Source organism: Paenibacillus sp. S29 (assembly GCF_049319765.1).
Classification (GTDB): Bacteria; Bacillota; Bacilli; order Paenibacillales; family Paenibacillaceae; genus Paenibacillus; species Paenibacillus polymyxa_B.
Genome location: NZ_JBMOUI010000002.1, coordinates 112,341 through 132,840, shown reverse-complemented (window position 1 = coordinate 132,840; position 20,500 = coordinate 112,341). Strand labels below are relative to the sequence as shown.

Here is a 20,500-nt window from a genome sequence, read left to right as displayed (position 1 = left end):
TGCATTAGCACCAAAAAGCACCCGAATTTATTCGGGTGCTTTTTATATTCTCTATGCATCGAGCCTGAGGGTTTTATTCAATGGGGATGTATACCTTCATACTCAAATGATCTGGATAGGAGGAATTCATCACGTCCGTAATTTCAAAATCAGGCCCCTCCCTCCGTTCAAAATTAGAATTAGGAAGCCATGTGCCATAGATAAAGTCTCGTATATTCTGAACCCGTCCATCTGAACCCGAAGCGTCAAACTCAGCATACTTCCCTGCTGGAATCTCCATATATATGAAACCCTCTGCCAGTTCTTTTGACTCTTTTTCAACTGCCTCGCCCACCACAAATGAAAATGCACCGTTGTCTTCAAATCGACAGGCAACCCCATATGACATTCCCGGTGCAATTTTGTTCGGGATACACATAAAATATTCATTTGCTCCAAAGTGTCCATAAAATCCTGGGATTTCTTTATAGTGCTGCTCATTATTCAGGTTTGTTTTATATTCATATCCTACAATTTTGACCGTTTCGAGCTGCAATATCACCGGCTTATTCACATCCAAATCCCCCATCGTATTTTTTTGGTAATCCAGAAAATTGATTTTACTTTGCTCAGGAAGCTCAATATCACCGTTACGATACTTCCCAGGGGTGATCCCAAAATTCTTTTCAAAAGCGCGGGTAAAAGCCTCTTGTGAGTTGTACTGATACTCAATAGCAACGTCCAACACTTTTTGATTGGATTGTTTTAGCTGTTCAGCCGCCTCGGACAATCTTCTCCTTCTTATATATTGTTGAACCGTAAAACCCGAAATGGCCTGAAAAACCCGCTGGAAATGAAAAGCTGAAAAGCATGCCTGTGAAGCAATATCGGCAATTTTTAGATCCTCCCGGAGATTCAATTCAATAAACTCAATCGCACACTGAATTCGTTTAAAGTAGTCCATATAATCCTTCCCCGCACTTGTAATTGTTTTGGTTATCGATCCTACACCGAAATTGTGCAACCCACGTTTTCATTATGTATAACTCTTTACCTACATGTTTGATTATTTGTGCTAAGTTTACCATGACTTTTCACTTTGCAGAAATAAAAAAGCAACGCTGAGATCGATACAATCTCAACGCTGCTTTTGAATATATTTTCATTATCCAAGCTTGATTTTAGCAAATTTCCGTTTACCTACCTGCACAATGTCGCCTTCCTTCGGCATGTATGCTTCGTTCACATCGGTCCATTTCTCTTCGTTAATTTTGACCGAACCCTGCTGAATACTGCGCTTGGCTTCACCGTTAGATGCTGCAAAGCCCAGATGAGTCAGCAACTGGATCACACGAATGCCACCTTCTTCTAACTGATCAGCCGTCAAGGTGAACTCTTCAATATCGTCAGGCAGCGCACGTTGCTGGAATACGGTCACAAAATGCTGCTTCGCTGCTTCCTCTGCTTCTTCACCATGGTACATGCGCACTAACGTTCCAGCCAGCTTCATTTTGGCATCACGTGGATGCACTGAGCCGTCCTTAACACCTTTCGCCAGCTCTGCCAGCTCCTCGTTGTTGATATCCGTTGCAAGCTCAAAATATTTCAGCATCAGCTCGTCAGGAACGGACATGGACTTACCGTATATTTCGTTCGGCTCCTCATCAACACCAATGTAGTTCCCCAAACTTTTGCTCATCTTCTGGACGCCATCCAGCCCTTCAAGCAATGGTAATGTAATCGTAGCCTGCGGCTCAACTCCGTATTCTTTTTGCAGGGTTCTGCCCATTAGCAGATTAAACTTCTGATCCGTCCCCCCCAATTCAATATCGCTTTGGAGAGCCACGGAATCCATGCCCTGCATCAGCGGGTAAAAGAACTCATGGATGCTGATCGGCAATCCGTTTTGGTACCTTTTTGTAAAATCATCCCGTTCCAACATACGGGCAACCGTTACTTTGGCCGACAGGGTTACTACATCAGCAAAAGACATTGGCCCTAACCATTCGGAATTGTAGAATACCTTTGTTTTTTCAGGATCGAGAATTTTAAAAATTTGTTCCTTGTACGTTTGTGCATTACGCTGTACATCTTCCTCAGTCAGTTGCTTGCGAGTCTCCGATTTACCTGTCGGATCACCAATTCTGCCTGTAAAATCTCCGATAATCAGTTGCACTTGATGGCCTAATTCCTGGAACTGGCGCAGTTTGTGCATAACAACCGTATGTCCGATGTGAATGTCAGGCGCAGATGGATCAAGACCCAGCTTAATTTTGAGTGGCTCGCCGCTAACGACTGATTTGATAACCTTACGCTTCAGCTCATCCTCCGGAACAATTTCCGCCACACCCCGCTGTATCACCTCTAACTGTCGCTCGACCTCTACCTGTTGCTCCGGCTTCAATTCTTCCCACTTCATCCTGTATACCTCCTATTTTCCATCCAAAATATAACATATTAGACAAACCAAAAAGCCCCTTTCATCCCAAGGGACGAGAAGGAGCTGCTCGCGTTACCACCCTAATTAAAGAAACGCATGTCAAAGACAGACATTTCTTTCACTTCATTCCTATAACGGGCCTACACCCGGTACTGGATTACTATGATAGCTTCGCAAACCTGCAAATGCTTTCCATTCATCCAGACAGCTCCAGACGGTAATTCAAAGGAGGGACGCTACCGATTCACACCACCCATCGGCTCTCTGTACAACGTGAATCCGCCTTCTACTGAAGTCTTTCTCTGCTTTTCACGATATTTACTTTGACCTATTTATAACACACTGCTTTTATGTAGTCAACGACACCAAAAGACAGGCTTTTTAGCATATGGGTTCATTTTGTAATTTTATGCTATAATAATGGCTGTTATAAAGGAGGAAGACTTAATGGTTGAAGAAAAAAACAATGTATCAGAGCCAAAGCCTTCCCGCTTGCGGACAACCATGCGAAGGCTCGGCCGTGTCATAAAGTGGGTCGTCATCATCGGTTTTATGGGGGCACTATTTGCAGGAGGAGCCGCCGCCGGCTATGTTGCTTCTATTGTAAAAAGCGAACCCGTGCGTTCCAGATCCATGATCCTACAGGAAGTAGATAAGAATGCAATCACAGGCTTCGCTTATTTCAATGATGGCTCTCCCATCGGACAACTTCGGACAGAAGAAGATCGAAGACCTGTCACGTTTAAGGAGATTCCACAACTCGTCATTGACGCAGTCATTGCCATTGAAGATAATCATTTTTACGAGCATAAAGGTGTCGATCTGTCGGGAACGCTGCGTGCTGTGAAGCAAAAGGCGCTGCATGAATCCGTACAAACCGGGGGTAGTACCCTCACCCAGCAGCTTGCGCGTCGTGTCTTTCTAAATCTCGATCGCACGGATGACCGCAAGGTCAAAGAAATTTTGCTGTCTCTGCGCCTTGAGCGCTTCCTAAGCAAGCAACAAATTATTACGGCCTATCTCAATAAAGTACCTTTTGGTAATGGTTCAAGCGGTTACAACGTCTTTGGCATTAAAGCAGCGGCAAAAGGTATCTTTAATGAGAATGATCTGAACGAGCTTAATATAGCCCAGGCTGCCTATCTAGCAGGTTTGCCACAGCTTCCTTCTTCTTATTCTGCTTTCAATGGTAAGGGTGAGTTTAATGAAGCTGGCTTTAAAAGAGCCATCAATCGCCAGCACCTAGTACTCAGTCGAATGCTGGAGGAGAACAAAATCAATAAAGCACAGTATGATGAAGCGATGGCTTTTGATATCAAAAAATCTCTCGCACCACGCACTGTTAAAGCTTATAACACCTATCCATACCTTATGATGGAAACAGAACGACAAGCTGCGCAGGCACTCATGTCTGTCACCAATCCGGGTCAAGCAGCTAATGCCAGTGCAGATACCAAGACCAAGGATGATAACGATTTACTCAAAGAAGCCGAACAGCAACTTCGCACAGGCGGTTATATGGTGTACACCACTATTGATAAGAGCGTATACAAATCTATGCGTCAAATTGCAGAAAATAAAAACAACTTCTCTGCCACTAATAAAACCAAGGGTGACGAACAAGCAGCGGCTATTTTGATTCAGCATAAAACAGGCGCCATTCTTGGAATGATGGAAGGTCGGGACTTCCAAAAGGAGCAGATGAATTATGCCACCCAGATGGTACGTCAGCCGGGTTCGGCAATGAAACCGATTGCTGCCTATCTCCCTGCATTGGACAGCGGTCTTGTGCAGCCTGGTAGTATCGTGGATGATGCCCCTATTATTTTGAAAGATGGCAGTAATGGATATCACATTCCGAAAAATTCTAACAACCGCTATCAAGGATTGGTCACGGCGCGTTATGCACTGAATCAATCGCTTAATACGATAGCACTCAAGCTGTTTAACGAAAAAGTAGGGATTAGCAATGCTTGGGCTTTTGCTAAAAAACTGGGTATCACCACCTTGGAATCTAGTGATAACAACGCCCAAACGGGTGTACTTGGCGGCTTAGCCCACGGGGTGACCGTCGAGGAACTCACGAATGCATATGGAGCCATTCCAAATGGCGGTGTGTTTAATGATGCCTATATGATCGAAAAGATTGTGGATTCGCAAGGCAATATTGTATATAAGCATCAGCCTAATCCTGTGCAGGCCTTCTCACCGCAAACCGCCTACCTGATGACAGATATGTTGCGTACAGCCGTGTCGGAAGGCACAGGCAGACTGGTGAAGCGGAACTTTGATCAATCCGGTAAGATTCCGATTGCCGGCAAGACAGGCACTACGCAATCCTACACTGATGTTTGGTTCGAGGGCTTTACGCCTGACGTCACACTAGGTGTATGGGTTGGTTACAAGCAACCTGTCAATAAGCTTGAAACGAAAGTCCAAAAAGAGCGGGCTCGCCGCTTATGGGCTCTAATCATGAATGAAGTAACAGCTAAAGATGCTCAGCTGTTCCAAACGGACAGCTTCAAGAGACCTGACGGCATTGTAAGCCGTACAGCATCCGCATATGGTTCGGACATTTATAACAGTAAGTATCCACCTAAAAACAGTGAAAATGGTGTGAGCCGTGCGAAATATATTACCTACCAAGGTGTGAATTATATTCCACGCGATGGTACACCGGATGATATGTTATATGAACGGACCGTTAGGAAACGGGAAAAGTCAATCTCAGAATTGATTAAAGAGCTTCAGCAAGCCTTTAAGGTGATGAGACGACATAATTCGTTGTCCTACTATCTACCTCAGGATGCAGATAAGGAAGCTCCTACTCAGATTGATCCACGCAAGGACGATGGAGCAGCTCCTAACGCTCCATCTAGCGTCAACGTAAGCTATAGTGACGGTAAAGCCATAATCAGCTTTAGCCCAAGCGGAAACAGCGACGTCGTAGGATACCGTCTGTATCGTTCTACAGATGGGGGTAGCTTCCAACGGCTTGGCAAGGTCGTTATGGCTGACAGCTCCAAGGTGTTCTCTGACAGCCCTGGAGGCAGCAGCTCCAGCTACTACGTGACTGCCGTTGATGTGGGCGGTCATGAGTCCGGGCCAAGCACGAAAGCAAGCGCAGCACCTGTGGTGCCACCTGCAGATTCTGAGTCTCCAAACGTTCCGGGCGAGGGAGATGGAACAGGTGCGCAGCCTACAGAGGTTCCTACTGCCCCTGGACAGCCTCAAGCTAAAGCCGCTGGCTCATCCGTAGCGCTCCAATGGAGCGCAGGTAAATCTGCGGACGCTATTACAGGCTATAACGTGTATTACAGCGAAAACGGTGCGGAGCCTTTTACAAACATAGGCTCTACCGCATCTACCAGCTTTGAATATAAGTCAGGGAAAAAGCTAAAAGGTTGGTTTCGTGTCACTTCCATGAATGCCATGGGGGAATCGGCTCCTTCCGGAGCCGTCCGTCCATAACTGAAGACAAAAGCAGAAAGTGATAGGTTGGGTGAAGATGAGATTTGCCCTAACAAAAAGGGAGTCCCCTTAGCCATTAAGGCTTTGGAGACTCCCTTTTTTAATTCTAATATGCAGAGCACTTCAATCCTCTATGGTGGATAAGTCACCTGTAGGAAGGTTAAGCTCCCAGGCTTTCAACACGCGTCTCATAATTTTACCGGAACGGGTTTTGGGTAACTTTTCCTTAAACTCAATTTCGCGTGGAGCAGCATGAGCAGACAGCCCTTCCTTAACGAAGCGATAGATGTCCTGCTTTAAAGCTTCAGACGGTGCATAGCCTTCACGCAGTGCAACAAAAGCTTTGATAATCTCTCCCCGCACGGTATCTGGTTTTCCAATAACTCCGGCTTCCGCTACAGCAGGATGCTCCAGAAGCTTGCTCTCCACCTCAAAAGGGCCGATGCGCTCCCCGGAGGAGTTAATGACATCATCAATCCTACCCTGAAACCAGAAATATCCGTCCTCATCCATGTAAGCTGAATCACCCGATACATACCAACCGGGAAAGCGGAAATATTCCTGAAACTTGTTCGGATTGTTCCATATACGATTCATCATGGATGGCCATGGTGTACGGATCGCCAAGTGGCCCATCCGGTTAGGAGGCAACACCTGCCCTCTGTCGTCCAAAATAGCAGCTTGGATACCTGGGAGTGGCTTTCCCATCGAACCTGGCTTAATCGGCAGCTCAGGGTAATTACAGATCAACTGTGCTCCTGTTTCTGTCATCCACCAAGTATCATGAATGCGTTGTGTATACACTTGCCATCCCCATCGCACCACTTCTGGATTCAGCGGTTCCCCAACGGATAAAACATGCCGCAGACTGCTAAGATCATATTTGGAAACAACCTGCTCCCCTGCGCTCATCAGCATCCGAAACGCTGTAGGAGCACTATACCATATGGTCACTTCGTGACGCTCAATCGTGCGGTACCAGTCTTCCGGGCTGAAACGCCCCCCACGAATGACATTCGTCACTCCATTTAGCCATGGAGCAAAAATACCGTATGATGTTCCCGTGACCCAGCCAGGATCAGCAGTACACCAATACACATCATCTTCTCGCAAATCCAGCACCATTTTCCCAGTATAGTAATGCTGAATCATTGCATTTTGCACATGATACACGCCTTTGGGCTTGCCTGTTGAGCCTGATGTATAGTGAATAATTAATCCATCTTCACGATTCAACCATTCTGGCTCAAGTTCCTCTGAGGATGTGAGCATTTCTGTCTCAAAATCGATAATTCCCTGCTCGCGTTCATCCATATCACCAACCACAAAAATATGTCGCAGCTCAGGAAGCTCCTCACGTTTTACCCGTGACAGAAGCGCAGGTGTGGTCACTAATGCTACTGCCCCACTATCCTCCAATCGATCCTTAACCGCAGTTTCCATAAACGCCTCAAACAATGGACCGACAACAGCCCCTACCTTTAGAACACCAAGTAAACTAATAACCAGCTCGGGTGAACGCGGCATGAAAATAAACACCCGCTCCCCTTTACCAATACCGTATTTGCGAAGCACATTTCCGAACCTGTTAGAGCTAGCACGAAGCTGAGAGAAGGTGTAGGTTTCATGACGGTTTGAGTCACAATACAATAGTGCCGCTTTCTCCCCTCGTCCTTCCTGTACATGTCGATCAATGGCTTCATGTGCCATATTTACCTTGCCTGTTTCATACCACGTAAAATGACGCTCTGCATCTTCCCACTGAAAGTTGTTGTAAGCTTGTTCATACGGGCCCATGTTGGATGTGGGAACTACAGTCTGGAGTTCTTCAAACTTCATACGTTCAGCCTCCTCACAATAGATTAATGAGAATCACACAGAACAAGATAACGCTTACAAAATCAATAAAGCAGATGAAGTCCTTTGGTTTACTGATTGATTTAAATTGTGAACATTTTATGTCTAAAACAGTATATCATAGGTCAGGATGTGACGACCATCCTTTTCATTTAATTGTTTTTTTGCTATAAGTAGGGGATATGAGGAACGAGCTTATGGCGAACAAGGAGGGCGTACGCATGCAGCATTTAAAACTGTACCACTTGGATACGTTGGATTATAACGGACAAACAATCTATGTAGAAGGCCCCGTATCCGCGGATCAACTGCGTTCATTTCAAATGCACAAGCAATTAGATGCCTTTCGCAAACCAAAGGAACAGTTCGATGCATTAGTGGATATTTCGGAACTGCCAGAAGGCAGAATTATCATTGCCCACAACGGGGAAACTCTCCTGGGATATGTTACTTTTCATTACCCAGATGAGATGGAGCGCTGGTCGGAAGCTGGCATGAAGGATTTACTGGAACTTGGAGCTGTTGAGGTAGCCGATGACTATCGTGGTCTGGGCCTGGGTAGCCGAATGATTCGGATTGCCTTTGAGGACGGCCAGCTTGAATCCTATATTATTTTTACGACCGAATACTATTGGCATTGGGATTTAAAAGGCAGCGGCCTCTCCGTATGGGAATACCGCCGCATGATGGAAAGTCTGATGAAAACTGTAGATATGGTCTGGTACGCCACGGATGATCCTGAAATATGTTCACATCCTGCTAACTGTCTGATGGTACGAATGGGAAAGGATGTGCCCCTTGCATCACAGGAGCAGTTTGACCATATCCGGTTTGTCCGAAGATTCATGTATTAAAAAATTATACCATTAGCCCAAATGCTTGAGCATGAACTCCACAATACGATGCGAACGATGTGAAGCTTCTACCGTAAATTCAGCATAATTAACGTGAGCCGATCCATCAGCCTTATCTGACATAGACCGTAGGACAACATAAGGCACAGCGTTCATATGAGCTGTCTGAGCCACAGCTGCACCTTCCATTTCGGTACAAGCACCGTCCATTTCCTGATGCAATGCAGTCACTAACTCACGACTTGCAACAAATTGATCGCCAGAAAGTACCTTGCCGACAATATAACGATCGCCAAACGATTTGCAGGCTTGCTCAGCTAGACTTACAAGCTCGGGATCAGCCACAAACTCTGAGGTGTCCTGATAAGGAATGACCCCTCTGGCATAACCCAAAGGCGTTACATCCATATCATGCTGCATACATGTGGATGAGATGACAATATCCCCAATGTTTAAATCGGGATGAACGGCCCCTGCCACTCCCGTAAATATAATCTGTTCTACACCAAAATGATCAATCAGGATTTGTGTTGTTACTGCAGCATTAACCTTGCCTACACCGGATTTGCAGACAACGACTCTTTGCCCGTGAATGATTCCTGTAGTGTACGTGATTCCAGCCTTGACCGTCTTGCTTGCTTCCGTCATCGCTGCCAGCAGCAATTCAATTTCTTCATCCATAGCACCCATTAATCCGTAAAGTCGGCTCATTACGCATCCCTCTATTCTTGGTTTGATGATGATGTCCATAAGAAGCTTTATATCCGCGAAAAAAGCTCCATCAAAGGAGCTTTCAACGAAGGTATATCCTATTCAGCACTGCGTCTAGTCTAAATAATTAACTGACAACCGCAAAATAGTTTCATGCGGCAAAATAACGCGAGGGTTCTCCACGTTTTCCTTTTTCATCAGCTTGGTCAGCAAACGCATCGCTACCGCACCCAAATCGTACATCGGTTGCGCGACGGTTGTCAGCTGAGGACGAACCATAGAGGCCATACGAATATTGTCGACACTGATTACCGAAAAATCATCAGGAACTTTCAATCCCTCATCCTGAATACTGTGGATCGCACCAATTGCCATTTCATCCGTAGCAGCAAAAATCGCACTTGGCTTCTTCTTTAGGCCGAGAAAATATTTCATTGCTTCGACACCGGATTCATAACGGTAGTTCCCGATTCGCACGAGATCCTCCTGATAATCAATTCCGGCTGTTTCCAGTGCTCTCTTGTAACCTTGGAAACGTGCATAGCCGTTTGCAGGGTCTTGAAGCGTACCACTGATCATTGCGATTTGACGGTGTCCATGGCGGATCAACGTGTTTACTGCATCATAAGCAGCGGCTTCATGGTCGATATCGACCGAAGGATAGCTTCCTTTTTCATCACTCGTTGCACATAGAACAATAGGGACCGCAGCTGTATGGAACGCCTGAATATGCTCGTCCGTTACTGTACCACCCATGAACAGAAGACCATCCACTTGCTTTTCAAGCAATGTGTTGATGACACGAATCTCTTTTTCTTTTCGCTTGTCGGCATTACACAAAATAATATTATAGTGATACATATTCGCTATATCCTCAATACCGCGCGCAATTTCTGCAAAAATTGAGTTCGATATATCCGGTATAACCACGCCGACGGTCGTTGTCTTCTTGCTGGCCAGACCTCTAGCGACCGCATTTGGACGATATCCCAATTGTTCAATCGCTTCGTACACTTTCTTGCGGGTCTGAGGTTTCACATTAGGATTATTGTTAACTACGCGGGACACTGTGGCCATTGAGACACCAGCTTCGCGAGCTACATCATAGATCGTTACCGTCACATTCCTTCTCTCCATTGCCAATAAATTTTCAACCGAATCCTAGATCAACTAATTAGAACCATGATACGACAAAATACTACTTTATGCAACGACAGCACACATTCTATCTATGTGAGATGATCGTGGAGTGCACGGGCTGTAATATTCGAATGGGATGTATGCCAAACAGCCTCTCCGTCCTTGATTAAAATGGCCTGCGGGGATTCATGCTTCACCTGAAGCCTGTCCGCGGTTTCATTGGACACCGGCCGATCTTCTACTACATAAATGATACCGTATTCAATATTTTCGTTGGGAGCGCCATGCAAATAGGACTCCACTTCCTGATATGCGCCTGCACTTATCGGACAACGTGTGCTATGTTTAAAGAGAAGCAACGGCTTGTCTGATGACGCTTCCAGAGCCGTATTTAATTGTTGAACAGTAGTCATTTTTGTCATCGTCGCCATTGGATATACATTCCTTTCTGTGTCTTGTCGTATGGCCTATTCTCATCGTAACAAAAACAACATGTAAAATCCAATGGTGACCATGAAAATTTTCATATTTTTTAGTTTTTTGTATTCGTAAATACCGATTCACTGGTAAAACCGGATAATTGAACCAATTTTCTCTCTACATCATTCATCCAATCTTCGTCTCCCAGACTTCTCGCATAGCGATAAAGATCCAATAAGAGATTAATTCGAAGCTCCATCCGCTCCTCCAAAGCAGATTGCCAATCCACATTGGGATTGTCCGCTTCCTCCAGTACAAGCTTGCGAATGATTTCTGCCAGTTCATTGTTGCGAGCAAAAGATATTCTCCGTGCCGTAGGTTTGCTCCCTAGACTTTGTAATAGTGTCTTAATGTCTTTCGTCACATGCTGCAAAACCTCACTGGAAAAGCATGACGAGCATGAGAATACAGGGACGTGCAAAATTTCAACCTTGCCCGCATAGATTACCTTTCGCAGTTCCAGTCCCATCGGTTTGCCACATTGGCATTGCTTATGCATTTAACCACCTCATTACGTAGGATCAAACTATACGAGGATCTCGTCAGAATCCAAAATATATCTATCTACTAGTCTAATAAATATTTGTTAACTCCATTAAATCTATCATACCTTGTTTTATTTCGACTTTGGGACCTCAAATCCTTCCACAGATTGCAGCTATGAACAAATTACCAAAGCTTTGGCGGGTCAGAAAATGACGACAATTGCTGTTAAAAAGCAGACTACTAACATAAGAATCTGCGAAGGAATGGACTTCGGGCGTTCTTTTTCTTAAGATGTAAAAGTACAGATTACAAAACAGAGGTGTCATCATGTGACGCACGAAAGGATGGTTGGATGTCAAGACTTGCTGGAAAAAAGGTTATCGCCCTAGTGGATGAGGAATTCGAGGATCTGGAGCTGTGGTATCCGATTTACCGTGTTCGTGAAGAAGGCGCAGAAGTGCATTTAGCCGGTGCGGAAAAGGGTAAAAAATATATTGGAAAATATGGCGTACCTGCTGAAGCGGAATATGCCTTTGAGGAACTGAATAGCAGTGATTATGACGGGATTCTCGTCCCTGGCGGTTGGGCACCTGATAAACTGCGCCGCTATCCCAAAGTAATTCAACTCGTTCAGGAGTTTCATGCTGCTCATAAGCCGATTGGACAAATCTGCCATGCAGGCTGGGTACTGATCTCTGCTAAAATTTTGGATGGTGTTACGGTAACCTCCACACCAGGTATTCGTGATGATATGGAGAATGCAGGAGCTATTTGGAAGGATGAGGCAGTTGTAACGGATGGACATATTGTATCTGCTCGTCGGCCGCCTGATCTTCCACCTTACGGAAAAGCGTTCTGCGATTTGTTAGCAGATAACACCCGGAAATAAGAGAATAAGTCCTGCCACTCAGGGCTTGAATAACCCAATCTAATGGAATCAGGATAATTGCTAATTATGAATTTTCCATAATCACAAGAGGTTGTCAACAAGATGAAAAAAAGAACCTTCAAAACCATGAATAAAGTGGTTTTAAAGGTTCTTTTTCGTCTAAACCATGCTACGCCATTAAGGTTTGCTACGACAAACCTAACAGTACGGAGTTCGGCTCCTCCTGAAGCTGTATACGGACATTACATATTACTGCCGTCCAGGCCCGGCCGGAGTGCAGCTGACATTAGCTGCAGTGAGCTTGTCTTCGATCGCTGCACCAGTGGACATGCCAAAGCAAACCTGAGCGACTGTCGTTGCCTCAGATGCAGTCGTATTCAGCACACGATGCTTGACCCGCAATAAAGATTGGGGAGACATGCTGAGTTGATGTATCCCCAGTTCCAGCCAAAGAGGAACGGACCGTTCATCTCCAGCCATCTCACCACATACACTCACATCAATTCCTGCTTGATGTGCCGCTTGTGCAGTCATGCGCAGCATTCGAAGTACAGCTGGATGGTATGGATGGTACATATGTGCAATCTGCTCATTCATACGGTCAACAGCCAGCACATACTGAACCAGATCATTCGTTCCGATACTAAAAAAATCTGTTTCAGCTGCCAATAGATCAGCGATCATCGCCGCAGCCGGTACCTCAATCATAATTCCTCGCTGAATGTTCTGATTATAGGCAAGCCCTCTTGCATCCAAATCCGCCATAGCCTCCTTCAAAAGAGCATCTGCCTGGCGGACCTCCTCCACGGATGAAATCATCGGATACATTACCTTGATATTTCCCATTGCACTGGCTCGCAAAATCGCAGTCAACTGGGTTTTAAACAATTCCTTCCAATCCAGACTGATCCGTATAGCACGGTAACCTAGAAAAGGATTTTCTTCCTCTGGTAGTTGAAGATAGTCCAACGGCTTATCTCCACCGATATCCAATGTACGGATGACTACGGAGTGGTTTCCTGCCTTTTCCGCTATCAGCCGATATACTTCATACTGTTCCTCTTCATCTGGAGCAGATTTGCGATCCATGTATAAAAATTCCGTGCGGAACAGTCCTACACCTTGAGCGCCATGCTTCAAAGCCGCCTCCAGCTCTTTAATCGAACTAATATTGGCCGCCAGCCTCAGAGTGGTTCCATCCTTGGTCACGGCATCTACAGAAGCAAGTACCTGAAGCTGCTCTTTTCTGCGTCGCTGCTCGTCGCGCAAAATTTTATAATGATCAGTTACTGTTTTTTCTGGATTCACATAAACTTTGCCCAGGTCTCCGTCCACAACCATCATGTCTCCCGTTTGAACGGGCAAATTCAGATTGCTCTCTAGTCCTGAAACAAGTGGAATACCAAGTGCACGGGCCATGATCGCAGAATGCGAAGTTTTACCACCATTCATAGTTACAATCCCTAAAACATAGCTAGGATTCAAGTGTGCCGATTGGGAGGGTGAGAGCTCCTTGGCTACCAGAATATAGGGCTGTGTGTCCTTGGGAAGAGTCACCTCCGGTGCACCTAGCAAATGCTTGAGCAACCGGTTCCCCACATCTTTGATATCGATTGCCCGTTCCTTCATATATTCATCGTCCAGTAAATCAAACATTGTCACAAAATGATCAATGGCTTCCTTCACGGCCACCTCGGCCGCCTTGTACTGACGCTCAATAATTCCACGAATTTCATTCATGAATTCCGGATCTTCCAATATCGCAAGATGAGCATCAAAGATGCTGGATTCTTCTGGCCCCACCATCTCTCGAAACTCATCCTTAATAAACTGGATTTCACTTTTGGATGTGCGTATCCCTTCATACAAACGTTCAAATTCCTTTGCAAGATCTACCGCATCCATTTTTTGATCAGGTAAATCCCACTCCCAGCTCGGCAGGACAAATGCCTTCCCGATTGCCACACCTGCTGCGGCGCCGATGCCTTCTATCATGTTTCTACCCCTCCAACATTCCTGTCATGCAGCACAACGGACATTACCGAGGCCTGACCTTTTTTCACTGTTTTAAACGGAGCAAAGCTCCACGACTTGACGCGATCTGGATTCGTGATGACCATAGGAGTCACCAGCGATGGAGCTTGCTCTCGCAGCGCCTGCAAATCAAATTTGATCAGCAATTGCCCCGGTTCCACCGTATCGCCTGCTTCTACCATAGCAGTAAAATTCCCTTTTAGCTGTGAAGTATCAATCCCTATGTGAAGCAGAACCTCAAGTCCCTCTCGTGTGGAGATGCCTAAAGCGTGCATGGTCGGATACAAGTGCATCACAGTACCATACACTGGAGACACAAGTTCACCACGTTCAGGAACAAAAGCAACACCGTCCCCGACCAGCTTCGTCGCAAAAATTTTGTCAGGCACTTCATGAATCGGTAGCATTTTTCCATGTACAGGAGCGTTGAACAAAATTTGAGGGAGATCACGTTCCATCAGCTTCGCGATTTCCTCACGAATCAGTTCTGAATACGTTCCGAATACAACCTGCAAATTCCCCCCACCCAGATTGATAAGCCCGGCCGATCCCAAAGCCTTCATCGCTCCGGTATCAATCAGCCTGTCATTGTGGACGGTCAGCCGCAAACGTGTGATGCAGGCCTCTACCTGCACAATATTTTCCTTCCCGCCAAGTGCTTCCAAAATAAGCGGAGCACTATAAGGAATATTGCCGGCCCAATCCTCCAGAACCGAACCTTCCTCGCGCCCAGGAGTTGGAATACGGAACCGCCGGATAGCCCATCGAAACAGTACATAATATACAAGCCCGTACGCCACTCCCACTGGAATTAACAACCAGGCGTTATGTGAGAGATGAAAATTTAGAACATAATCTATAAAACCCGCCGAATAGGAAAATCCGTGATGAATATCCAGCTCAAAGGTAAGCCACATGGCCAGCCCAGACATAACTGCATGAACGAGGAACAAATAAGGAGCAGCAAACAAAAAGGCAAACTCAATCTGTTCCGACACTCCAGTAAAAAAGCAAACAAGCGCAGCTGTCAAAAATGTTTTTTGCACCTTTGGCTTCAAATCTTCACGCGCTTCCTGAATGATCGCCAGCGCAATGGCAGGGATGGCAAACATCATAATGGGGAACAACCCGGACATGAAATAGCCCGCTGTCGGATCGCCAGCAAAAAACCGGGGTAAATCGCCCTGTACAACGTTGCCAGACGGCGTTTTATATGTACCCAGTTGAAACCAAAAAATATTATTAAGCAGATGGTGCAGACCAAAGGCCGCCAGCAACCGGTATAGAACACCGTAGATAAACAGTCCAAAGCCGCCCAAGCTTGATTCCAGACCTACTATAAATTGCAGCCCTCTCTGTATGAGTGGGGCAATAATTAGCATGAGTCCTGCAAACACAGCCGAGAAGAGGCCAATAAGCAGCAGAACAAATCGGGTACCTCCAAAAAATTGAAGCACCTCGGGCAATTTGATGCTTTTGAAGCGATTATAGGCCACCCCTGAAATGACCCCCAAAATGATACCAATGAGCGTCGCCGGTTGAATGAGTCCGTTTCCAAATCTCAATGTGACCTGATCGTATATAGCCATACCAGCCAATGCTGCCAGCCCCGCCTGACCTGCCTGATTCGACATACCTAGGGCAACACCAACCGCAAATAAATATGGCAAAAAATAAAAAACCCCGTGTCCAGCCGCATTTGCCATATCAGACACCATAGGGAATCCCCATGTGGACCAAGGAAGGCTGCCGAGACTTAGCAATATTGCAGCGGCTGGTAGCACCATCGTCGGGAGCATGACAGCACGACCGAGCTGTTGTAAGGATCCGAGCCAATTCATGGCATTCCTCTCCTTTCTATCCCTGATGGTAAGCCGAATAAATACTTTTGTCAAAGCAATGATTCCATCTGCCAAAATATTTATTTACGCTACTACAGGTCAAAAAATTTATCATCACAACAGATAACACTATGAATCCGTTTAGAGCAATTTCATCATCAAGACATACATACATTATATGGATTCCTGAAAGTATAATATACTGTACCATATTCCTCGTTTCGCACCAAAAACCTTCAACCCTGTGAAGCAAGGGAAGAAGGTTTTTATTCATCTGCGTATAGCACAGATCACTGATCCATGTTTATCCTTTACGTACAGCTTGGGTCACTGAGTCCTCCACCTTAATGCAACGATCCATAATAACCGTCATTCCATGCTCCTGCGCAATGTCAGCGGCTTCCTGGCTTATAATTCCCTGTTGAAGCCACAAAATCTTAGCTCCAATAGCAGCTGCTTCACGCGCAACCTCTGCACAGTATTCACTGCGGCGGAATACATTGACCAGCTCCACAGGCTCAGGTACTTCAGCAAGGCTGGCATAACAAGTCTCCCCAAGAATCGTTTGCCCTGCCGCCGCAGGGTTAACTGGAATAATCCGGTATCCCCGCTTCTGCATGGCATAAGAAACCATGTATGAGGTACGGTCCGATTTATCAGACAAACCAACAACCGCAATATTGCCTACTTGTTCCAAAATGCTTTTAATCTCTTCTCTCGACGGATTTTCAAAAGCCATTCTGTTCCCTCCTATTCGCATCTTCGTTTGTTTTTATTTTACCCATTCTACAGAAGCACCAAGCGTCGTTAAATGGTCAAAGTACTGCGGATACGATTTGGCGACATGATGTGCATCCTTAATCACTAACGGCTTCTGTGCGCGCAAACCAACAATCGTCAAGGCCATAATAACACGGTGATCAAAATGCGCGTTAATTTCCACGCCACCTTCGACACCCTCCGGTCTGCCATGTACGATAATTTCTGCTTGACGTTCTTCTACCCGAGCACCAGCCTTGGTCAGCTCATTCAAATAATCGGTAATGCGGTCACATTCCTTATACCGTAAATTCTCCACGTTATAAAAACGGGACGTGCCTTCAGCAAATACAGCCGCAGCCACCATTGCAAGCACAGCGTCTGTTGCAGCATCACCGTCAAACTCAACAGCTTTCAATCGGCCATTGCCCTTCACAACGACGGTATCGTTCTCATGTGTCAGTGGCACTTCCATCATACGTAGCACATCTACGATAGCGCGTTCTCCCTGTTTGCTCTGCTCTTTAAGACGATGGATGGTAACATCGGAATTCGTTACAGCCGCCGCCGCCAGCACCGCTGCACTCCCTGGATAGTCTCCCTGTACCGTATACGTACGTGGCTGGTAGGATTGCCGCCCCGGGACACGGAAAGACATGTAATCATCGCTTGCATGAATGATAATACCAGCCTCTTGCAATACCTCCAGAGTCTGCCCAATGACCACCTTAGATTTCAAATCATGCAGCACTTCGATTTCACTGTCTTCCTCCAGTAAAGGCGTAAGGAATAGCAGGGCGCTCAAATATTGTGAGCTAACCGAGCCAGACACCTGAATTTTACCGCCCTTCGCCTGACCACCCTGAATACGAATGGGCAACTTACCTTCACGATGATCTACTTTCACGCCCAGTTGCCCCAGTGCATCGATTAAATCATCATGTGGTCTCTTGCCCAATGAGTCGGGATATGTATTAACAAATGTAACATCCGGACAAAGAGATGCAATACCCATCAAAAAACGGAGCACCGCTCCTGCGTTTCCCACATTCAATTCCTTCACAGCTTGAGGATGGCTACCAAAGCCTGTAATCACTATTTTTTCATCATCCTCTTCCAATACTGCACCCAAATCGGCGATACAACGACGCATAGCATCACTGTCTTCACTATGGGCTGGATAATAAATGGTACTTTGTCCCTCAGCAAGTGCCGCAGTGAGCAGATAACGAGTAGTGTAGTTTTTGGAGGACAGGGCCCCAATCTCTCCTTGCAAAGAAGGGGTAGGTCTAACGATAACATCCATAATGTACATGCTCCTTTTCAGTTCAAACCATCCTATTTTACGTTAATTATACAAGTTGTAGCATTCATTTCTCCACCCAAAAAATAAGAAATATTAATCTAGGTCACCCGAGTGAATCCCGCTGGTTAATTAATCTATACCTGCCTTTAGGATTAAGCGGATTGACAGCCCGGAGATACCTTAGCTATCATACATAGAGTGTGTGTGACATTTTGCACACGTCAAAAACATATGTAGCACCCATTATATATCAGAAAAGAGGTCCGGCCATGACGCAAATCGCCCTGATTGAACCTTCTGAGTTGCGCGCACGTCTGCAAGCAGGAGAGCAATTGCAATTAATCGACGTCCGCGAAGCGGAAGAAGTAGCGGAAGGCATGATTGAAGGTGCCAAGCACATTCCGCTCGGACAGCTTCCGGGTCGTCTTGAAGAAATTGAACGCACCGGTGAAATTATCTTTATTTGCCGGAGCGGTTACCGCAGTGAACGAGCCTGCGAATATCTACAGCAGCTAGGTTATGAAGGCTGTACTAACATGACTGGCGGCATGCTGCAATGGTCACAGGAGCAATAGAAACCTACTTAACAAAAGAGACGGGAACCTTCTCGTCTTTTTTGTTTTGACTCAAAGCTTAGACGCGGTAATGCATTAAAATATTTTGTCCCTATCATACCATAGCGCCAAAAGATTACACAATCCTCTACTGCCATCATAATCGTATCCATAATTATAAATTAAAAAACGGAAGCTTCTTCTACCCATAGGGCAAAAAAGCTTCCGTTGTATTACATAATGCTATTCATGCATATCCGTCCGTTCATTAGAACCATTGATGATGGAATACGCCTTCTTTGTCCACACGTTTGAACGTATGGGCACCGAAGTAGTCACGTTGTGCTTGCAGCAGATTTGCTGGCAAACGCTCAGTGCGGTAGCTGTCATAGTATGCAAGCGCGCTGGAGAAGCCAGGCACTGGAATACCTTGGGATACAGCCACGGAAATCACTTGACGCCATGCATCTTGATACGTTTCAACTACATTTTTGAAGTAAGAATCCAGCAACAGGTTTTTCAAGGCAGGATCGCGGTCATATGCATCCTTGATGTTTTGCAGGAATTGCGAGCGGATAATGCAACCGCCGCGGAAGATCATAGCGATTTTTCCGTATTTCAAATCCCAATCATATTCATCAGAAGCTGCACGCATTTGAGCGAAACCTTGAGCATAGGACACGATTTTACTTGCAAACAGTGCTTTACGTACACTTTCGATAAATTCTTTTTTGTCGCCGCTGAAGGACTCAGCATTAGGACCGCTCAGCACTTTACTTGCCGCAATGCGCTCGTCTTTCATAGCAGACAAGAAGCGGGAGAATACGGATTCGGTAATCATGGACAATGGCACACCCAGATCCAGCGCGCTTTGGCTCGTCCATTTACCTGTACCTTTTTGACCAGCAGCATCCAAGATAACGTCTACCATTGGCTTGCCTGTTTCAGCATCGTACTGAGAGAAAATGTCAGCTGTAATTTCGATCAGGTAGCTGTCCAGTTCCCCTTTATTCCATTCCGTGAAGATTTCATGAAGCTCTTCCGCATTCACATTCAGGACTGATTTCAACAAGTGATACGCTTCACCGATCAATTGCATGTCGCCGTACTCGATACCGTTATGCACCATTTTTACATAGTGACCAGCACCGTCAGGACCGATATATGTACAGCAAGGGTCGCCTTCCACTTTAGCAGAGATTGCCGTTAGAATCGGCTCTACCAGTTTATAGGCACTTTCTTGTCCACCCGGCATGATAGCAGGACCATTCAAGGCACCTTCTTCACCACCGGATACGCCTGTACCAATAAAGCGAAGTCCTTTTTCCTCCAGCTCCTTGCTGCGACGCTGTGTATCAGGGAAGTAGGCATTGCCTCCGTCTATAATAATGTCGCCCTTGTCCAGATGAGGCACAAGCTGTTCAATCGTGGCATCTGTTGCTTTACCAGCTTGAACCATGATCAGGATTTTACGGGGGGATTCCAATGAGTTCACAAATTCTTCAATAGAGAAAGTACCCGTCAGTTTTTTACCTTCTGCTTCTTTGATAAGATCGTGCGTTTTTTCTGGAGAGCGGTTAAAAACCGAGACGGTGAAGCCTCTGCTCTCAATGTTAAGGGCTAAATTCTTACCCATTACCGCCAGGCCGATCACACCAATTTGCTGTTTTGCCATCTGGTTCCTCATCCTTTGCAACAT

Annotated in this window: 16 protein-coding genes and 1 other annotated feature; of the genes, 4 read left to right on the top strand and 12 right to left on the bottom strand. The window is 45.8% G+C overall.

From position 1 onward, the window contains the following. Nucleotides 1-73 precede the first annotated feature (73 nt). Together ACL9RM_RS03575 and tyrS are read right to left on the bottom strand one after the other, a co-directional pair. Complete coding sequence (locus ACL9RM_RS03575) at nucleotides 74-943, bottom strand: AraC family transcriptional regulator (protein ID WP_250268772.1); 870 nt, start codon at nucleotides 941-943, stop codon at nucleotides 74-76. Nucleotides 944-1,144: 201 nt separating this feature from the next. Next, the gene (gene tyrS / locus ACL9RM_RS03570; RefSeq protein ID WP_250268773.1) at nucleotides 1,145-2,398 is read right to left on the bottom strand and encodes a tyrosine--tRNA ligase; all 1,254 of its coding nucleotides are present in this window, start codon (nucleotides 2,396-2,398) and stop codon (nucleotides 1,145-1,147) included. 66 nt (nucleotides 2,399-2,464) lie between these two features. After that, nucleotides 2,465-2,731 (bottom strand) — a binding site (T-box leader). A 135-nt stretch (nucleotides 2,732-2,866) separates the two neighbouring features. On the opposite strand from tyrS, the gene ACL9RM_RS03565 reads away from it, so the two are divergent. After that, nucleotides 2,867-5,890 carry a transglycosylase domain-containing protein gene (locus tag ACL9RM_RS03565; RefSeq protein ID WP_250268774.1) on the top strand — a complete coding sequence of 1,008 codons (3,024 nt, stop codon included), beginning with the start codon at nucleotides 2,867-2,869 and terminating at the stop codon, nucleotides 5,888-5,890. Between the two features lie 123 nt (nucleotides 5,891-6,013). Here ACL9RM_RS03565 and acsA read toward each other — a convergent pair whose 3' ends face one another. Next, nucleotides 6,014-7,729, bottom strand: coding sequence for an acetate--CoA ligase (gene acsA, locus ACL9RM_RS03560; RefSeq protein WP_250268775.1), 1,716 nt, complete (start codon nucleotides 7,727-7,729; stop codon nucleotides 6,014-6,016). A gap of 239 nt (nucleotides 7,730-7,968) precedes the next feature. On the opposite strand from acsA, the gene ACL9RM_RS03555 reads away from it, so the two are divergent. Then, nucleotides 7,969-8,601 (top strand): GNAT family N-acetyltransferase, encoded by a 633-nt coding sequence (locus ACL9RM_RS03555; protein ID WP_250268776.1) that lies wholly within the window; start codon nucleotides 7,969-7,971, stop codon nucleotides 8,599-8,601. 12 nt (nucleotides 8,602-8,613) lie between these two features. Here the strand turns inward: ACL9RM_RS03555 and ACL9RM_RS03550 are convergent, their stop codons facing one another. The 4 genes from ACL9RM_RS03550 to ACL9RM_RS03535 all read right to left on the bottom strand — a co-directional run bounded on the left by ACL9RM_RS03550 (nucleotide 8,614) and on the right by ACL9RM_RS03535 (nucleotide 11,431). Next, nucleotides 8,614-9,312, bottom strand: a complete 699-nt coding sequence (locus ACL9RM_RS03550; protein WP_061828997.1) for a 5'-methylthioadenosine/adenosylhomocysteine nucleosidase — start codon at nucleotides 9,310-9,312, stop codon at nucleotides 8,614-8,616. 114 nt (nucleotides 9,313-9,426) lie between these two features. Next, nucleotides 9,427-10,434, bottom strand: a complete 1,008-nt coding sequence (ccpA, locus tag ACL9RM_RS03545; RefSeq protein WP_061828996.1) for a catabolite control protein A — start codon at nucleotides 10,432-10,434, stop codon at nucleotides 9,427-9,429. A 107-nt stretch (nucleotides 10,435-10,541) separates the two neighbouring features. After that, a complete protein-coding gene (ytxJ, locus tag ACL9RM_RS03540; protein ID WP_061828995.1) occupies nucleotides 10,542-10,883 on the bottom strand; it encodes a bacillithiol system redox-active protein YtxJ in 342 nt (113 codons plus the stop codon). A gap of 101 nt (nucleotides 10,884-10,984) precedes the next feature. Continuing rightward, nucleotides 10,985-11,431, bottom strand: a complete 447-nt coding sequence (locus tag ACL9RM_RS03535) for a hypothetical protein (protein WP_250268777.1) — start codon at nucleotides 11,429-11,431, stop codon at nucleotides 10,985-10,987. Nucleotides 11,432-11,770: 339 nt separating this feature from the next. Between ACL9RM_RS03535 and ACL9RM_RS03530 the strand changes: the two genes are divergently transcribed. Further along, nucleotides 11,771-12,307 (top strand): type 1 glutamine amidotransferase domain-containing protein, encoded by a 537-nt coding sequence (locus ACL9RM_RS03530; RefSeq protein ID WP_023989335.1) that lies wholly within the window; start codon nucleotides 11,771-11,773, stop codon nucleotides 12,305-12,307. Nucleotides 12,308-12,556: 249 nt separating this feature from the next. On the opposite strand, the gene ptsP is transcribed toward ACL9RM_RS03530, so the two are convergent. The 4 genes from ptsP to aroA all read right to left on the bottom strand — a co-directional run bounded on the left by ptsP (nucleotide 12,557) and on the right by aroA (nucleotide 18,247). After that, nucleotides 12,557-14,302, bottom strand: coding sequence for a phosphoenolpyruvate--protein phosphotransferase (gene ptsP, locus ACL9RM_RS03525; protein ID WP_250268778.1), 1,746 nt, complete (start codon nucleotides 14,300-14,302; stop codon nucleotides 12,557-12,559). Beyond that, on the bottom strand, nucleotides 14,299-16,182 hold the full coding sequence (locus ACL9RM_RS03520) for a glucose PTS transporter subunit IIA (protein ID WP_250268779.1): 1,884 nt from the start codon (nucleotides 16,180-16,182) through the stop codon (nucleotides 14,299-14,301). Before ACL9RM_RS03520 ends, ptsP begins: the two co-directional genes overlap by 4 nt. 304 nt (nucleotides 16,183-16,486) lie before the next feature. Then, nucleotides 16,487-16,921: a CoA-binding protein gene (locus ACL9RM_RS03515; protein WP_061828991.1), complete on the bottom strand. Its 435-nt coding sequence runs from the start codon at nucleotides 16,919-16,921 to the stop codon at nucleotides 16,487-16,489. A gap of 33 nt (nucleotides 16,922-16,954) precedes the next feature. Continuing rightward, a complete protein-coding gene (gene aroA / locus ACL9RM_RS03510; RefSeq protein ID WP_061828990.1) occupies nucleotides 16,955-18,247 on the bottom strand; it encodes a 3-phosphoshikimate 1-carboxyvinyltransferase in 1,293 nt (430 codons plus the stop codon). A 269-nt stretch (nucleotides 18,248-18,516) separates the two neighbouring features. On the opposite strand from aroA, the gene ACL9RM_RS03505 reads away from it, so the two are divergent. Next, nucleotides 18,517-18,822 (top strand): rhodanese-like domain-containing protein, encoded by a 306-nt coding sequence (locus ACL9RM_RS03505; protein ID WP_010345522.1) that lies wholly within the window; start codon nucleotides 18,517-18,519, stop codon nucleotides 18,820-18,822. Between the two features lie 247 nt (nucleotides 18,823-19,069). Here the strand turns inward: ACL9RM_RS03505 and gndA are convergent, their stop codons facing one another. After that, complete coding sequence (gene gndA / locus ACL9RM_RS03500) at nucleotides 19,070-20,476, bottom strand: NADP-dependent phosphogluconate dehydrogenase (RefSeq protein ID WP_013310934.1); 1,407 nt, start codon at nucleotides 20,474-20,476, stop codon at nucleotides 19,070-19,072. Nucleotides 20,477-20,500: the final 24 nt, after the last annotated feature.

What these genes read in the sequence shown, in the direction of transcription:
- ACL9RM_RS03520 (WP_250268779.1), bottom strand. Translation starts at nt 16,182, where the DNA reads ATGAATTGGCTCGGATCCTTACAACAGCTCGGTCGTGCTGTCATGCTC.
- ACL9RM_RS03575 (WP_250268772.1), bottom strand. Translation starts at nt 943, where the DNA reads ATGGACTACTTTAAACGAATTCAGTGTGCGATTGAGTTTATTGAATTG.
- aroA (WP_061828990.1), bottom strand. Translation starts at nt 18,247, where the DNA reads ATGGATGTTATCGTTAGACCTACCCCTTCTTTGCAAGGAGAGATTGGG.
- ACL9RM_RS03530 (WP_023989335.1), top strand. Translation starts at nt 11,771, where the DNA reads ATGTCAAGACTTGCTGGAAAAAAGGTTATCGCCCTAGTGGATGAGGAA.
- ptsP (WP_250268778.1), bottom strand. Translation starts at nt 14,302, where the DNA reads ATGATAGAAGGCATCGGCGCCGCAGCAGGTGTGGCAATCGGGAAGGCA.
- ACL9RM_RS03515 (WP_061828991.1), bottom strand. Translation starts at nt 16,921, where the DNA reads ATGGCTTTTGAAAATCCGTCGAGAGAAGAGATTAAAAGCATTTTGGAA.
- ACL9RM_RS03535 (WP_250268777.1), bottom strand. Translation starts at nt 11,431, where the DNA reads ATGCATAAGCAATGCCAATGTGGCAAACCGATGGGACTGGAACTGCGA.
- ytxJ (WP_061828995.1), bottom strand. Translation starts at nt 10,883, where the DNA reads ATGGCGACGATGACAAAAATGACTACTGTTCAACAATTAAATACGGCT.
- ACL9RM_RS03555 (WP_250268776.1), top strand. Translation starts at nt 7,969, where the DNA reads ATGCAGCATTTAAAACTGTACCACTTGGATACGTTGGATTATAACGGA.
- gndA (WP_013310934.1), bottom strand. Translation starts at nt 20,476, where the DNA reads ATGGCAAAACAGCAAATTGGTGTGATCGGCCTGGCGGTAATGGGTAAG.
- ACL9RM_RS03550 (WP_061828997.1), bottom strand. Translation starts at nt 9,312, where the DNA reads ATGAGCCGACTTTACGGATTAATGGGTGCTATGGATGAAGAAATTGAA.
- acsA (WP_250268775.1), bottom strand. Translation starts at nt 7,729, where the DNA reads ATGAAGTTTGAAGAACTCCAGACTGTAGTTCCCACATCCAACATGGGC.
- ACL9RM_RS03505 (WP_010345522.1), top strand. Translation starts at nt 18,517, where the DNA reads ATGACGCAAATCGCCCTGATTGAACCTTCTGAGTTGCGCGCACGTCTG.
- ACL9RM_RS03565 (WP_250268774.1), top strand. Translation starts at nt 2,867, where the DNA reads ATGGTTGAAGAAAAAAACAATGTATCAGAGCCAAAGCCTTCCCGCTTG.
- tyrS (WP_250268773.1), bottom strand. Translation starts at nt 2,398, where the DNA reads ATGAAGTGGGAAGAATTGAAGCCGGAGCAACAGGTAGAGGTCGAGCGA.